General features: G+C 66.4%; 18 protein-coding genes. 10 read left to right on the plus strand and 8 right to left on the minus strand.

All coding sequences use genetic code 11. The features are described from left to right. The first annotated feature begins 10 nt into the window (after window positions 1–10). From JOF57_RS18985 to JOF57_RS19000, 4 genes are all read left to right on the plus strand, one after another. Entirely contained in the window at window positions 11–673 is a 663-nt protein-coding gene (locus JOF57_RS18985; protein ID WP_209918985.1) for a cutinase family protein, read from the plus strand. Between the two features lie 25 nt (window positions 674–698). Beyond that, the gene (locus JOF57_RS18990; protein ID WP_209918987.1) at window positions 699–1,379 is read left to right on the plus strand and encodes a cutinase family protein; all 681 of its coding nucleotides are present in this window, start codon (window positions 699–701) and stop codon (window positions 1,377–1,379) included. Window positions 1,380–1,403: 24 nt separating this feature from the next. Continuing rightward, complete coding sequence (locus JOF57_RS18995) at window positions 1,404–2,099, plus strand: cutinase family protein (RefSeq protein ID WP_209918989.1); 696 nt, start codon at window positions 1,404–1,406, stop codon at window positions 2,097–2,099. A 106-nt stretch (window positions 2,100–2,205) separates the two neighbouring features. Next, window positions 2,206–2,853 carry a cutinase family protein gene (locus JOF57_RS19000; RefSeq protein WP_209923497.1) on the plus strand — a complete coding sequence of 216 codons (648 nt, stop codon included), beginning with the start codon at window positions 2,206–2,208 and terminating at the stop codon, window positions 2,851–2,853. Window position 2,854: 1 nt separating this feature from the next. Here the strand turns inward: JOF57_RS19000 and truA are convergent, their stop codons facing one another. From truA to infA, 8 genes are all read right to left on the minus strand, one after another. Next, window positions 2,855–3,715: a tRNA pseudouridine(38-40) synthase TruA gene (gene truA, locus JOF57_RS19005; RefSeq protein ID WP_209918992.1), complete on the minus strand. Its 861-nt coding sequence runs from the start codon at window positions 3,713–3,715 to the stop codon at window positions 2,855–2,857. Between the two features lie 16 nt (window positions 3,716–3,731). Continuing rightward, on the minus strand, window positions 3,732–4,259 hold the full coding sequence (gene rplQ, locus JOF57_RS19010; protein ID WP_209918994.1) for a 50S ribosomal protein L17: 528 nt from the start codon (window positions 4,257–4,259) through the stop codon (window positions 3,732–3,734). A 59-nt stretch (window positions 4,260–4,318) separates the two neighbouring features. After that, window positions 4,319–5,374 carry a DNA-directed RNA polymerase subunit alpha gene (locus tag JOF57_RS19015; protein ID WP_209918996.1) on the minus strand — a complete coding sequence of 352 codons (1,056 nt, stop codon included), beginning with the start codon at window positions 5,372–5,374 and terminating at the stop codon, window positions 4,319–4,321. A gap of 71 nt (window positions 5,375–5,445) precedes the next feature. Continuing rightward, window positions 5,446–6,051: a 30S ribosomal protein S4 gene (rpsD, locus tag JOF57_RS19020; RefSeq protein WP_209919004.1), complete on the minus strand. Its 606-nt coding sequence runs from the start codon at window positions 6,049–6,051 to the stop codon at window positions 5,446–5,448. 13 nt (window positions 6,052–6,064) lie between these two features. Further along, entirely contained in the window at window positions 6,065–6,478 is a 414-nt protein-coding gene (gene rpsK, locus JOF57_RS19025; protein ID WP_004571524.1) for a 30S ribosomal protein S11, read from the minus strand. A gap of 5 nt (window positions 6,479–6,483) precedes the next feature. Next, window positions 6,484–6,858 carry a 30S ribosomal protein S13 gene (gene rpsM / locus JOF57_RS19030; RefSeq protein ID WP_209919007.1) on the minus strand — a complete coding sequence of 125 codons (375 nt, stop codon included), beginning with the start codon at window positions 6,856–6,858 and terminating at the stop codon, window positions 6,484–6,486. A 214-nt stretch (window positions 6,859–7,072) separates the two neighbouring features. Continuing rightward, window positions 7,073–7,186: a 50S ribosomal protein L36 gene (rpmJ, locus tag JOF57_RS19035; protein ID WP_003879483.1), complete on the minus strand. Its 114-nt coding sequence runs from the start codon at window positions 7,184–7,186 to the stop codon at window positions 7,073–7,075. Window positions 7,187–7,272: 86 nt separating this feature from the next. Then, window positions 7,273–7,494, minus strand: coding sequence for a translation initiation factor IF-1 (gene infA / locus JOF57_RS19040; protein ID WP_003418601.1), 222 nt, complete (start codon window positions 7,492–7,494; stop codon window positions 7,273–7,275). Between the two features lie 424 nt (window positions 7,495–7,918). Here infA and JOF57_RS19045 point away from each other — a divergent pair, with 424 nt between their 5' ends. Genes JOF57_RS19045 through JOF57_RS19070 form a run of 6 tightly spaced genes read left to right on the plus strand, consistent with a single transcriptional unit; the run spans window position 7,919 to window position 14,537 of the window. After that, a complete protein-coding gene (locus JOF57_RS19045; protein ID WP_209919009.1) occupies window positions 7,919–9,610 on the plus strand; it encodes an NAD(P)/FAD-dependent oxidoreductase in 1,692 nt (563 codons plus the stop codon). Between the two features lie 38 nt (window positions 9,611–9,648). Beyond that, complete coding sequence (locus JOF57_RS19050) at window positions 9,649–11,127, plus strand: ATP-binding protein (protein ID WP_209919011.1); 1,479 nt, start codon at window positions 9,649–9,651, stop codon at window positions 11,125–11,127. Between the two features lie 43 nt (window positions 11,128–11,170). Continuing rightward, complete coding sequence (locus JOF57_RS19055; protein ID WP_209919012.1) at window positions 11,171–12,031, plus strand: LLM class F420-dependent oxidoreductase; 861 nt, start codon at window positions 11,171–11,173, stop codon at window positions 12,029–12,031. Window positions 12,032–12,067: 36 nt separating this feature from the next. Next, window positions 12,068–12,919, plus strand: a complete 852-nt coding sequence (locus JOF57_RS19060; protein ID WP_209919014.1) for an LLM class F420-dependent oxidoreductase — start codon at window positions 12,068–12,070, stop codon at window positions 12,917–12,919. 23 nt (window positions 12,920–12,942) lie between these two features. Continuing rightward, a complete protein-coding gene (gene rfbB / locus JOF57_RS19065; RefSeq protein ID WP_209919016.1) occupies window positions 12,943–13,938 on the plus strand; it encodes a dTDP-glucose 4,6-dehydratase in 996 nt (331 codons plus the stop codon). Beyond that, window positions 13,935–14,537: a dTDP-4-dehydrorhamnose 3,5-epimerase family protein gene (locus tag JOF57_RS19070; RefSeq protein ID WP_209919018.1), complete on the plus strand. Its 603-nt coding sequence runs from the start codon at window positions 13,935–13,937 to the stop codon at window positions 14,535–14,537. Before rfbB ends, JOF57_RS19070 begins: the two co-directional genes overlap by 4 nt. The last annotated feature ends 90 nt before the right edge of the window (window positions 14,538–14,627 follow it).

Here is a 14,627-nt window from a genome sequence, read left to right on the forward strand (position 1 = left end):
TTGTGTGACGATGTCCCCCGTGAGTCTCCTCCGGAAGTCGGCCCGGGTGGCCGCGATTGCCTCAACCCTGGTCAGCGCCGCTTTACCGCTGACGCTCGCCGCACCCGCCATGGCCGAGCAGTGCTCCGACGTCGAGGTCATCTTCGCCCGCGGCACCAATGACTTGCCCGGACTGGGCCGGCCAGGCCAGGCCTTCGCCGACGGGCTGGCCTCTCGACTCGGCGGCCGCACGGTCGCGACCTACGCGGTGAACTACCCGGCCAGCTACGACTTCCTGGCCGCCGCCGACGGTGCCAACGACGCCGCCAACCGCATCGCCACGCTGGCGTCCTCCTGCCCGTCCACCAAGGTCGTGCTCGGTGGCTACTCGCAGGGCGCCGCGGTCGTGGACATGCTGGCCGGAATCCCGCCGCTCGGCAACAAGGTCGGCGAGGTCGGGTCCGCGCCGCCGCTCGCGGGCGATCTCGTGCCTCAGGTCGCCGCCGTTGCCGTATTCGGCAACCCGTCGGCGAAGTTCGGCATTCCGATCACCTCGTCGGTGTTCGGGGGCAAGGCGATCGACATCTGCAAGGACGGGGATCCCATCTGCTCGCGCGGCCGTAACCCGTTCGCGCACAGCGATTACGTCGGCATGGCTGATGAGGCCGCCAACTTCGTCGCCGGAATCGTCTAGTCCGCACCTGACGTTAGGATTTAGCGTGACCTTTGCTCTCATTCGTCGTGCCACCGTGTTCGTGGCGGCAGCGCTCACCGCTGCCACGGCCGTCGCCGCACCTGTTGTGGCGCCCACCTCCACCGCCGGGCTCGGCGTAGGCCTGCCCACGGCCAAAGCCGCGGACTGCCCGGACATCCAGGTGGTGTTTGCCCGCGGCACCAATGACACGCCGGGTCTCGGCCGGATCGGCAACGCCTTCGTCGGCTCGCTGCGCAACAAGGTCGGTGGCCGCTCGGTCGGCGCCTACGCGGTGAATTACCCGGCCACCTTCGACTTCCTGGCCGCGGCCGGCGGTGCCAACGACGCCTCCGGCCACATCCAGTGGATGGTGGACAACTGCCCCGGCACCCGACTGGTGCTCGGCGGCTACTCGCAGGGTGCGGCAGTGATCGACGTGATCGCCGCCGTTCCGTTCCCGGCCGTCGGCTTCAACGCACCATTGCCGCCGAACGTCCCCGAGCACGTGGCCGCGGTCGCCGTCTTCGGCAACCCGTCGGCCAAACTCGGTTTGCCGCTGACCTCCAGCCCCGTGTACGGATCGCGCGCCATCGACCTGTGCAACCCCGGCGATCCGATCTGCGGCGACGGCGACAGCGTTCAGGCGCACCGGGCCTATGAGGGCCCGGCAAATGACGCCGCAAACTTCGTTGCCGGGCTGTTGTAACTCGCGTCCGCTACGATCGCTGAGGTGGTCGAACTTCCTGCTAGCCGACTGCTTCGGCGCTTGTTCAGTGTGGCTGCCATCATTGCGGCAGCCGTTGTAGTCCTGCCCGCCGCATCGGCTGTCCTGCCCGGCTCCCCAGCGGTGGCCAATGCCGCCCCGTGCCCTCCTGTCGAAGTGGTGTTCGCCCGCGGGCGTACCGAGCCGGCCGGCCTCGGCACCCTCGGCAACGCATTCGTGGGTGCCCTTCGCTCCAAGGTCAACAAGAACATCGGCGCCTATGCCGTCCGGTACCCGGCGGACACCGAGGTCGACATCGGCGCCAACGACATGAGCCAGCACATCCAGTCCATGATGAACAACTGCCCGGACACCCGGCTCGTAGTCGGCGGGTACTCGCTGGGCGCGGCAGTCGCCGACGTCGTGCTTGCCGTCCCGTTCACCGGTTTCGGCTTCAAGAGTCCGCTCCCCCCGGGCGCCGACGGGCACATCGCCGCGGTCTCGCTGTTCGGCAACGGCGCCGCATGGGTCGGTCCCATCACCAATTTCAGCCCGGTCTACGCCGACCGGACCATCGAGCTCTGCCACGGTGCCGATCCGATCTGTAACCCCGCCGATCCCGACACCTGGAAGAACAACTGGCCCGATCACCTGGCCGGTGCCTACATCGACGGCGGAATGGTCAACCAGGCCGCGGATTTCGTGGCGGGTCGTCTGAACTGACGCCGACCGCCCGCTGAGGTCGGACGTTCGTCGCCGGATCGTTGCCTGACCGGCACCTATTCTCGACGTGGCCGTCAATACCATCGAATGCGTGATTGTCCGTCGGATGTTCGCCGCGCTCATCACCACCCTGTCTGCCGTCGTGACGCCGATGGCGGTAGCTCCCAGCATGATTGGCGTCGCCCATGGCGCCGTGTGTCCACCGGCGGAAGTGGTGTTCGCCCGCGGCCGGATGGAACCCCCGGGTCCCGGTCAGGTCGGCACCGCATTCATCAAGACACTGCGGGCCCTTCGAGGTCCGAATATCAGTTTCTATCCGGTGAAGTACCCGGCGGATACCCAGGTCGACGTGGGCGCCAACGACATGAGCCGGCACGTGCAGTGGATGACCCGCAACTGCCCGGGAACCAAGCTGGTCCTGGGCGGCTATTCGTTGGGCGCCGCCGCCACCGATCTCGTTCTGGCCATGCCGGTTTCAGCGTTCACCTTCAACAGTCCGCTGCCGCGTGGCACCGATCGCCACATCGCGGCGGTGGCGTTGTTCGGCAACGGCGCAAACTGGGCGGGCCCGATCACCTTGTTGAACCCGACGTATCAGAGTCGCACCATCGACCTGTGCCACAGCGATGACCCGATCTGCAATCCGAGCAGCCCGTACACCTGGCGGGCCGGGTGGCAGGACCATCTGGCGCCCGGCTACATCCGCTCGGGCATGGTGGCGCAGGCAGCCAAGTTCGTCGCCGCCCGGCTCTGACTCAGAGCGTGCGCACGTCCCGGGTGACCGTGTTGCGGCCGGCCAGTTGATCATCAGGCGGGTAGTCGACCTGCACGAGAGTCAGCCCGCGCGCCGGCGCTGCGGCGAAATCGCTGGACCGGCTCGTCTCCCCCAACAGCCCGGCGGTCCACTCGGGCGACCGCCGACCTTCCCCCACCGCCAGCATCGCACCGACCACCGAGCGAACCATGTTCCAGCAGAAGGCATCTGCAGTGACATACGCCGTCACATAGCTCCCGTCACGGACCCACTCCAGCCGCTGCAGGTCGCGGATCGTGGTGGCCCCGGGACGGGGGCGGCAGAACGCTGCAAAATCATTGAGCCCCAACAATTCCCGAGACGCGGCGGCCATCGCGTCGAGATCAAGAGGTTTCGGCCACGGTGTGACGAACCGCGTCTCTGCGGGCTCGACCCCATAGGGGGCCAGGCCCAGCCGGTAGGTGTAATGCCGGCGCAACGCCGAGAACCTGGCGTCGAAACCCGCAGGCGCCCGCACGATGTCGCGGATCCGTACATCGGTCGGCAACAACCGTGCCAACCGCCGCACCAACGGAGCGAATTCGGCGTCGCCCGCACGAGTGGTCCGCGGGTAGGCGCGGGGAAGCGCGTCGGTCGGGATGTCGACGTGGGCGACCTGACCGGTGGCATGCACCCCGGTGTCGGTACGGCCCGCGGTCCGCGTCACCACCGCCGTGCGGAACACGGTCGAGAGCGCCTCTTCGATCACCCCGGCCACCGTCCGCTGACCGATCTGCGCCGCCCAACCCGCGAAATCGGTGCCGTCATAGGCGATGTCCAGGCGCAAACGAACATGCCCGCCACCGGAATCGATGGCGGGCATGTCGTTCAATGCCTGGTTAGGACTTGGCTTCATCCTCGGCCGGAGCCTCTTCAGCAGCAGCCTCTTCAGCAGCAGCCTCTTCGGCCGGAGCCTCTTCAGCGGCGGCCTCTTCAGCCTTGGGCGCTTCTTCGGCCTTGGCCTGCGCGGCGGCGGCGCGACGAGCGCGGTCCGCCTCGGAGGTCACGGTCTTCTCCCGCACCAGCTCGATGACCGCCATGGGGGCGTTGTCGCCCTTACGGTTCTCGACCCGGATGATGCGGGTGTAGCCACCCTCGCGATCGGCGAAGAACGGGCCGATCTCGGCGAACAGGACATGCACGACGTCCTTGTCGCGGATCTTCTTGAGGACCTCGCGCCGGTTGTGCAGCTCACCCTTCCTGGCGTGGGTGATCAGCTTCTCGGCGTAGGGACGCAATGCCCGCGCCTTCGCATCGGTCGTCTTGATGCGACCGTGCTCGAACAACGAGGTGGCCAAGTTGGCCAGCATCGCCTGCTGGTGTGAGGACGACCCGCCGAGGCGGGCACCCTTTGTGGGCTTGGGCATTGCGACTATCTCCTAAATGGGGCCGGCCCCCGTATCAGGTAGGACCGGGACGGAATTCTTTAGAGCTGCTCGGTCTCGGCGTAGTCCTGGGTGTCATCCAGGTCGTAGCCGCTGGCGTCCGCGGTCCAGGTGCCGGTAGCGGCGTCGTAGCCCGCAACCTCAGACGGATCGAACGTTGCCGGGCTGTCCTTGAGCGAGAGACCCAGCTGGTGCAGCTTGATCTTCACCTCGTCGATGGACTTCTGGCCGAAGTTACGGATGTCCAGCAGGTCGGACTCCGTGCGGGCGACGAGCTCGCCCACCGTGTGCACACCCTCGCGCTTGAGGCAGTTGTACGAGCGCACGGTCAGGTCGAGATCGTCAATGGGCAGCGCGAACGAGGCGATGTGGTCTGCCTCGGCCGGCGACGGCCCGATCTCGATGCCCTCGGCCTCGACGTTGAGTTCCCGTGCCAGACCGAACAATTCGACCAGGGTCTTGCCGGCCGACGCCAGGGCGTCACGCGGGCTGATCGAGTTCTTGGTCTCGACGTCGAGGATCAGCTTGTCGAAGTCGGTGCGCTGCTCGACACGGGTGGCCTCCACCTTGTAGGTGACCTTGAGGACCGGCGAGTAGATCGAATCGACCGGGATACGGCCGATCTCAGCGCCCGAAGCCTTGTTCTGCACGGCCGGGACGTAGCCGCGACCGCGCTCGACGATGAGCTCGACCTCCAGCTTGCCCTTGTCGTTGAGGGTGGCGATGTGCATGTCCGGGTTGTGCACCGTCACACCAGCCGGGGGCACGATGTCACCTGCGGTGACGGCACCCGGGCCCTGCTTGCGCAGGTACATGGTGACCGGCTCGTCCTCCTCGGAGGACACGACCAGGCCCTTGAGGTTCAGGATGATGTCGGTGACGTCTTCCTTCACCCCGGGGACGGTGGTGAACTCGTGCAGCACACCGTCGATGCGGATGCTCGTGACCGCCGCGCCCGGAATGGACGACAGCAGCGTGCGCCGCAGCGAGTTACCCAGCGTGTAACCGAAACCGGGCTCCAGCGGCTCGATGACGAACTTGGAGCGGTTGTCGGCGAGGGTTTCCTCGGCCAGTGTGGGTCGCTGAGAGATCAGCATGGTGTTTCTCCTTCTCGGCACCCGCTATTTGATGCCGTCTGGTACCCACCGGTCGGATGACCGGTAGGTCATTACTTCGAGTAGAACTCGACGATGAGCTGTTCGGCGAGCGGCACCTGGATTTGCGCGCGCTCGGGCAGCTGGTGCACGAGGACGCGCTGGCGCTCCCCGACGACCTGCAGCCACGCCGGGATCGGGCGCTCACCCGCGGTCTGCCGAGCAACCTCGAACGGCAGGGTGTTGAGCGACTTTTCCTTGACGTCGACGATGTCGTACTGCGACACGCGGTAGCTCGGGACGTTCACCTTGACACCGTTGACGGTGAAGTGTCCGTGGCTGACCAGCTGACGTGCCATCCGGCGGGTGCGCGCCAGGCCGGCGCGGTACACCACGTTGTCCAGGCGGCTCTCCAGGATCTGGAGCAGGTTCTCACCCGTCTTGCCGGCCTTGCGGTTGGCTTCTTCGTAGTACTTGCGGAACTGCTTCTCCATCACGCCGTAGGTGAAGCGAGCCTTCTGCTTCTCCTGCAGCTGGGTGCGGTATTCGCTCTCCTTGATCCGCGCGCGACCATGCTGGCCGGGCGGGTAGGGGCGCTTTTCGAACGACTGATCTCCACCGATGAGGTCGACGCCGAGACGGCGCGACTTGCGGGTGGCGGGGCCGGTATAACGAGCCATTTTCTAAATCCTCCTAGACCCGGCGCCGCTTGGGCGGACGGCAGCCGTTGTGCGGCTGCGGCGTGACGTCGGAAATCGCGCCCACTTCGAGGCCGGCGGCCTGCAGCGAGCGGATGGCGGTCTCGCGGCCCGAACCCGGGCCCTTGACGAACACGTCGACCTTCTTCACGCCGTGCTCCTGCGCCTTGCGGGCAGCGTTCTCGGCGGCCAGCTGTGCGGCGAACGGGGTCGACTTACGCGAACCCTTGAAGCCGACATGGCCCGATGATGCCCAGGCGATGACGTTGCCCTGGGGATCGGTGATCGAGACGATCGTGTTGTTGAACGTGCTCTTGATGTGCGCAGCGCCGTGCGGGACGTTCTTCTTTTCCCGGCGCCGGGTGGTCTTACCGCGCTTGGCGCCCGCGGCCTTCTTCGGTGGTGCCATCGGGGTTACCTAGCCTTCTTCTTGCCGGCGATGGTGCGCTTGGGGCCCTTGCGGGTACGCGCGTTGGTCTTGGTCCGCTGGCCGCGCACCGGCAGGCCACGGCGGTGCCGCAGGCCCTGGTAGCAGCCGATCTCGATCTTGCGGCGAATGTCGGCCTGCACCTCGCGGCGCAGGTCACCCTCAACCTTGAGGTTGCCTTCGATGTATTCGCGCAGGACGGTCACCTGATCATCGGTCAGATCCTTGGTGCGCATGTCCTTGTCGATGCCCGTCGCGGCGAGAATCTCGTTCGAACGGGTACGGCCGATGCCGAAAATGTAGGTCAGCGCGATCTCCATGCGCTTGTCGCGCGGGAGATCTACGCCCACAAGTCTTGCCATTGTGTGCTGTTCCTCTTGTTTCGCTGCGGAGGTCTGGTCCCAGCCCGTTCCCATCAGCCCCTAAGGGCTCTCCGGGGTCCGGCCTCCGTGCCGGACGTGGATGAGTTCTCATCGCGTATGAGCGGCGGATCCGCTCAGTGGTGCTGGGGATTCATCATTCAGTTGTGGTGAGACGGGCGGCGGCGCGACTACTACTACTTCGCGCAGCCGCTCATCAGCCCTGCCGCTGCTTGTGGCGGGGATCGCTGCAGATCACCATGACCCGCCCATGCCGGCGGATCACCCTGCACTTATCGCAGATGGGCTTGACGCTCGGGTTCACCTTCACGGCTGTTCGATCCTTCTGGCTCTGTAGGTGACGCGCAGGTACGCACGTCGCCGTTTCTCGTCGTTACTGGTCGGGCTTCTATCGGGTCACTTGTACCGGTACACGATGCGGCCCCGGGACAGGTCGTAGGGAGAGAGCTCCACCACTACCCGGTCCTCGGGCAGGATGCGGATGTAGTGCTGCCGCATCTTGCCGCTGATGTGGGCCAAGACCTTGTGTCCGTTCTCCAGCTCAATGCGGAACATCGCATTGGGCAGAGGCTCGACCACACGACCCTCGACCTCGATGGCACCGTCTTTCTTGGCCATACTTTTCGGCGATCCTTGCTTTCGTTTCGTAGCTTCATCAGTCGCAATGCAGCCCGTCGTGGTGCTGCGTCGACCAACTTCACTACGTGAGCCGGATCGAGACGGAATTGCAGAAAATCAGCAGTTCCAAGACGGGGCACGCAAAAAGTCGGCGCGATAGCCGCACCATTGGTCCACAATACCCGCTCAACGGCCTGCGCCAAAATCACGGTTGATCAGCTCTGGCGGCAAGATTTGGTGCGCGGCGAGGCCGCGACTCAGGGTTCCGATGGTACGGACTGATCCGCGTCTGCGTTCGTCGTCGGGGGCATCGCGGTACTGGCCTCGGCGGCGCGCTTGATCACCGAGAGGGTGGCCTGTGTCTGCTGCGCCGCTGAAGCGCCGGCCCGATATCCCCTGGACTGGCGGCGCATACTTGGTAGCGATGACCGGCCCCGCCTCCCAGCCCCGTAAACCCGTAATCCTGACCGTCGACGACGATCCCGCGGTATCCCGTGCGGTCGCCCGTGACCTGCGCCGCCATTACGGCGAGCGGTACCGGATCGTGCGCGCCGAATCCGGCCCGGACGCCCTGGAAACCCTCAACGAACTGAAGTTGCGCGGCGACACCGTCGCGGTGTTCGTCGCCGACTACCGGATGCCTCAGATGAGCGGCATCGACTTCCTCGAATCCGCGATGGACCTCTACCCGATGGCCCGGCGCGTGCTGTTGACGGCATATGCCGACACCACCGCCGCGATCGACGCCATCAACATCGTCGACCTCGACCACTACCTGCTCAAGCCGTGGGATCCGCCCGAGGAGAAGCTCTACCCGGTGATCGACGGCCTGCTGGAGCAGTGGCGCACCGTCGGCGACCGGGCCATCCCGCACACCAAGGTGATCGGGCACCAGTGGAGTTCGCGGTCCTGGGAGGTGCGCCAGTTCCTGGCCCGCAACCAGCACACCTTCCGTGGGTTCACCACCGATGAGCCCATGGGCCGCCAACTCCTGGAGGCCGCGGGGCTCGACGGCCTGCAGCTTCCCGTGGTGATCACCGAGGGCGGTGAGACGCTGGTCGAACCCAGCGACGGTGAGCTCGCCGACATGCTGGGCCTGTCGACCACCCCCTCGCTGACCATGTATGACCTCGCGGTCATCGGCGGCGGCCCGGCCGGCCTGGCCGCCGCGGTCTACGGCGCGTCCGAAGGTCTGCGGACGGTCCTGATCGAGGGCACCACCACCGGCGGGCAGGCCGGCCGCAGTTCGCGGATCGAGAACTACCTGGGCTTCCCGACCGGGGTGTCAGGGGCCGAGCTGGCCACCTCCGCCCGCAGGCAGGCCGAGCGATTCGGCGCCGAGGTGATCACGACCCGCGAAGCCGTCGCTCTCGATATCGCGGGCGCGGCCCGCACCATCACGTTCGCCGACGGCGAGACGATCGGCGCCCGCGCGGTCATCCTGGCCACCGGCGTCGAGTACCGCCAGCTCCCGGTTCCGGGCTGCTTCGATGACCCTGCCGATCCGGCAAACTACGTCGGCCGCGGTGTCTACTACGGCGCCTCGGTGTCCGACGCCTCCGAATGCAAGGGCGAGGACGTCTACATCGTCGGCGGCGCCAATTCGGCCGGCCAGGCCGCGATGTTCATGTCGCGCGAGGCCAAGTCGGTCACGCTGCTGGTGCGCGGACCGTCGCTGGAAGCGTCGATGTCGTTCTACCTGATCCAGCAGATCGAGCAGACGTCGAACATCCACGTGCGCACCTGCACCGAGGTGGTCTCCGCGTTGGGCGAAGACGATCATCTGGTGGGACTGGAGCTCGTGGACCGGCAGTCCGGCGAGCACGAGAAGGTGCCCGCGGCGCGGCTGTGCTGCTTCATCGGCGCCACCCCGCGCACTGACTGGCTCGACGGCGTGGTGGCCCGCGATGACCACGGGTTCATCCTGGCCGGGCCCGACCTGCGCGACGTGTGCGGCTGGACCCTGGAACGGCCGCCACATCACCTGGAAACAAGTGTGCCCGGTGTGTTTGTTGCAGGAGACGTGCGTGCCGAGTCCGCCAAGCGGGTGGCAGCCGCCGTCGGCGAAGGGTCGATGGCGGTCATGCTGGTGCACCGCTACCTGGCAGAAGCGTGATGGCCGGCACCGTCGGCGAGGCTGAGAGGAACTGAGCGATGGGCGAAACCTGCCTGCCCTCCGAACTGCGGACCCTGTTCCTGTTCGAGGCGTTGACCGACGAACAGCTGCAGACGCTGTGCGACAACGGGCACATCGCGGTGTTCGAGCCCGGCCCCATCATCACCGAGGGCGATCCCGCGACGTGTTTCTACGTGCTGATCGACGGCGAGTTGGTGATGTCCAAGCGCTCGGCCGGGACGGACATCGAGACCAGCAGGACGTCGCAGCGCGGCGTGTACTGCGGCGCGTGGTCGGCCTACATCCCCGGTGAGGAACAGATTTATCAGGCGTCGGTACGGGTGACCCGGCCGTCGCGGTTCTTCGTGCTCGACGCCGGTGCGTTCGCAAAGTTCATGCGCGACGAGTTCCCGATGGCCGTGCACCTGCTCGAAGGTCACATGGTCGGTGGGCGCCGCCAACGGCAGATCATCGGCCACCGCGAGAAGCTGCTGGCGTTGGGCAACATCACCGCGGGCCTGACCCATCAGCTCAACAATCCGGCGGCCGCCACCGCCCGCGCCGTGGCCGACCTGCGCGAAGGCGTCGGCAAGATGCGCCACAAGTTGGCGATGCTGGCCGATGGCAAGTTCACCCCCGAGGCGCTGCGGATGCTGGTGACCATCCAGGACGAAGTCGCCGAGCAGGTCGCCAAGCACAAGGGGCTGGAGCTCACCGCGCTGGAGACCTCGGACCGCGAGGACGAGATGGGCGACTGGCTCGAGGCCCACGAGATCGTGTACGCCTGGGACTACGCCCCGACGTTCGTCGAAGCCGGTCTCGACATCGACTGGCTGGAACGCGTCGAAGCAACGATCAGCGGCGTCGACTGCTCGGCCACGCTGCCGGGAGCACTCGGCTGGCTGAAGTACACCATCGACACCGAGCTGCGGATGAACGAGGTTGCCGAGGCGAGCAAGCGGATCTCGACGCTGCTGGCCGGCGCCAAGCAGTACTCACAGATGGACCGCGGCTCCTACCAGATTGCCGATGTCCACGAGGGTCTGCGCAGCACTCTGATGATGTTCGGCGACAAGGTCGGCAAGGACAAGCCGGTCACCCTGTCCAAGGAACTGGACAAATCACTGCCCGAATTGCACTGCTACCCAGCTGATCTCAACCAGGTGTGGACCAACATCATCGACAATGCCATACAGGCGATGGGCGGCCACGGCACCTTGACGCTGCGCACCAGCCGCGAGACCGACGACATGATCCGGGTGGAGATCTGCGACGACGGGCCCGGCATCCCCCAGGAAGATCTCGAGCGCATCTTCACGCCGTTCTTCACCACCAAACCGTTCGGCGAGGGCACCGGACTCGGCCTGGACCTGGCCTGGCGGATCGTGGTGGAGAAGCACGGCGGCGATCTGCGCGTGCAGTCGCGGCCGGGCGATACCCGGTTCATCGTGCTGTTGCCGTTGGTCGCGACCGCGCCGGAGTCCCTGCTGGCGGCGGAACCGGCTGAATCGTCGTGAGTTTTTCGGAATAGCCGCAACGGGAGAGCGGGTTGAGGCAACCATGACAGACATCCCCGGCGCCAAGCCGGACCTCGGCACGTTCGGCGCGTTCGGCCACTACCTACAGTTCCAGCAGCTGTCCCCGCAGCAGTTGCGGGACATCGAGGGGCTGGGCTACGGCGCGATCTGGGCCGGCGGATCTCCGCCGGCCGAACTGGAGTGGATCGATCCGATCCTGGCCGCTACCAACACATTGCAGCTGGCCACCGGCATCGTGAACATCTGGAGCGCGGCGGCAGGCCCGATTGCCGAGTCGTTCCACCGCATCGAGGCGGCCTATCCGGGCCGGTTCCTACTGGGAATCGGGGTCGGGCACCGCGAGGCGATCGGCGAGTACCGAAAGCCACTCGACGCGCTCACCGACTACCTCGACAAGCTCGACGAGTACGGCGTTCCGCAACACCGCCGGGTCATCGCGGCGCTCGGCCCCAAGGTGCTGCAACTGTCGGCGGCACGGTCGGCCGGCGCGCACCCGTACCTGACCACGCCCGAACACACGGCGCAGGCCCGCGAGCTGATCGGCCCCGACGCGTTCCTGGCCCCCGAACACAAGGTCGTGCTGACCACCGACACCGAGAAAGCCCGTGCCGTCGGCCGCAAGGCACTCGACGTCTACCTGGGTCTGACCAATTACCTCAACAACTTCAAACGGCTGGGCTTCACCGACGAGGACGTGACCAAACCGGGCAGTGACCGGTTCATCGACGCGGTCGTCGCGTATGGCACCGTGGATGCCGTGGCCGCTCGGCTGCAGCAGCATCGCGAAGCCGGCGCCGACCACGTACCTGTACAGGTGCTGACCTCAACGGAGAAGCTGGTACCCGCACTGACCGAACTGGCCGGGCCGCTCGGCCTGGGCTAGACGCGCCGACAGGCCGCGATAGAAAAGGACTCGCAGATGACCGAATCACTGTCGCTCAAACCGGATCTGGGTCGCTACGGGGCATGGACGTTCGGCGCGGTGAAACCCGAGCAGGCCGCCGAGATCGAGAAGCTGGGCTATGGCGCGCTGTGGGTGGGTGGGTCCCCCGCCGCCGACCTCTCGTTCGCCGAACCGATTCTGGAGCAGACGCAGACTCTCCAGTTGGCCACCGGCATCGTCAACATCTGGACGGCCGACGCCAACGCGGTCGCCGAATCTTTTCACCGCATCGAGGCGGCGTACCCGGGCCGGTTCGTGCTCGGCGTCGGCGTGGGTCATCCCGAGCACACCGAGGAATACCGCAAGCCGTATGACGCGCTGGTGGAGTACCTCGATGCGCTGGACGCCGCCAAGGTGCCGACCAGTCGGCTGGTGATCGCCGCGCTGGGCGACAAGGTGCTGAAGCTGTCGGCGCGGCGGAGCGCCGGCGCCCACCCGTACCTGACCACGCCCGAACACACCGCCCATGCCCGAGATGTCTTGGGCGACTCGGTGTTCCTGGCCCCTGAGCACAAGGTGGTACTGAGCACCGACGGTCCGGCGGCCCGCGCGATCGGACGCGAGACGGTCGACTTCTATCTGAACCTGAGCAACTACCTCAACAACTGGCGCCGCCTCGGCTTCACCGAAGACGACATCGCCAAACCCGGCAGCGACAAGCTGATCGACGCGGTCGTCGCGCACGGCACTGCCGAGGACATCGCCGCACGTCTGCAACAACACGTCGCCAGCGGCGCCGACCACGTTGCGATCCAGGTCCTGGGCGGTCCGGACAAGCTGATCCCGACCTTGGCCGCATTGGCCGGACCGCTGGGCCTGAACGGCTGACGCGGCCGGTTAGGGTTGGCGCCATGCGGCTACTGGTCACCGGCGGCGCCGGGTTCATCGGGGCGAATTTCGTGCGCCTCGCCGTCGGAGATGCACTGACCACTTCGGTGACGGTGCTCGACGCGATGACGTACGCGGGCAGCCGCGAATCGCTGGCACCGGTGGCCGATCAGGTTCGGTTGGTGCAGGGCGATATCGCCGACGCCGATCTGGTGAACCAGTTGGTCGCCGAGGCCGACGCCGTCATACATTTCGCCGCGGAAACGCACGTTGACAACTCGGTGGCGAATCCGCAACCGTTCCTGCACAGCAACGTCGTCGGCACGTTCACGGTATTGGAGGCCGTCCGCGCGCACGGAGTACGGCTGCACCACATCTCGACCGACGAGGTGTACGGCGATCTCGAGCTCGACGATCCGGGCCGGTTCACCGAGGGCACGCCGTACAACCCGTCGAGCCCGTATTCGTCCACCAAGGCCGCCGCCGATCTGCTGGTGCGGGCCTGGGTGCGGTCCTACGGTGTGCGCGCGACGATCTCGAACTGTTCCAACAACTACGGCCCCTATCAACACGTGGAGAAGTTCATTCCGCGCCAGATCACCAACATCCTCACCGGCAGGCGCCCCAAGCTCTACGGCACCGGCGCCAATGTGCGCGACTGGATCCACGTCGACGATCACAACCGTGCGGTGTGGGAGATCCTCATGAATGGTCAGGCCGGCCGCACCTACCTCATCGGCGCAGAATGCGAGCGCAATAACCTCACCGTCATGCGCACCCTGCTGCGGTTGATGGACCGCGACCCGAACGACTTCGACCATGTCACCGATCGACAGGGCCACGACCTGCGCTACGCCATCGACCCGTCGACCCTGCACGACGAATTGGGGTGGGCGCCCAAGCACACCGATTTCGATGAGGGGCTCGCCGCCACGATCGAGTGGTATCGGGACAACGAATCCTGGTGGAGCCCTTTGAAAAAGGATGTAGAAGACGCCTACACGGGACGCGGCCAGTGACCGCGCGGGAGCTGACCGTCCCGGGCGCCTGGGAGATCACCCCTCGGCTGCACGGCGACGCACGCGGGCTGTTCTTCGAATGGTTCACCGACGCTGGGTTCGCCGAGATGACCGGGCACCACTTCGACCTGCGGCAGGCCAACTGTTCGGTGTCGGCGGCCGGGGTGCTGCGCGGTGTGCATTTCGCTCAGTTGCCTCCCAGCCAGGCCAAGTACGTGACCTGCGTCCGCGGTGCCGTGCTCGACGTGGTGGTCGACATCCGAGTGGGGTCCCCGACCTACGGACAGTGGGACTCGGTGCTGCTCGACGAACACAGTCGCCGTTCGATCTACCTGTCCGAGGGCCTCGGCCACGCCTTCCTGTCGATGGAGGATGACTCGACGGTGATGTACCTGTGTTCGGCGCCGTACAGCCCGGGGCAGGAGCACACCATCTTGGCCACCGATCTGGGGATCGACTGGCCGGTCAGCGAGCCGGTGCTGTCCGAGCGCGACGCGGCCGCCCCAACGCTGGAGCAGGTCCGCGCCGCCGGGCTCCTGCCGACGTGGGACGCAACCCGCGCCTTCGTCGACGAGCTGCGCGCCCGCGTCCGGGACTGAATCGTCCGGGACGTGAATTGAGGTAGTCGGCTACTGCATACGGCCCGGCCGGGTCCGACGACGATGAGCGCATCAACGCAACACGCGCCC

Source organism: Mycolicibacterium lutetiense (assembly GCF_017876775.1).
GTDB lineage: Bacteria > Actinomycetota > Actinomycetes > Mycobacteriales > Mycobacteriaceae > Mycobacterium > Mycobacterium lutetiense.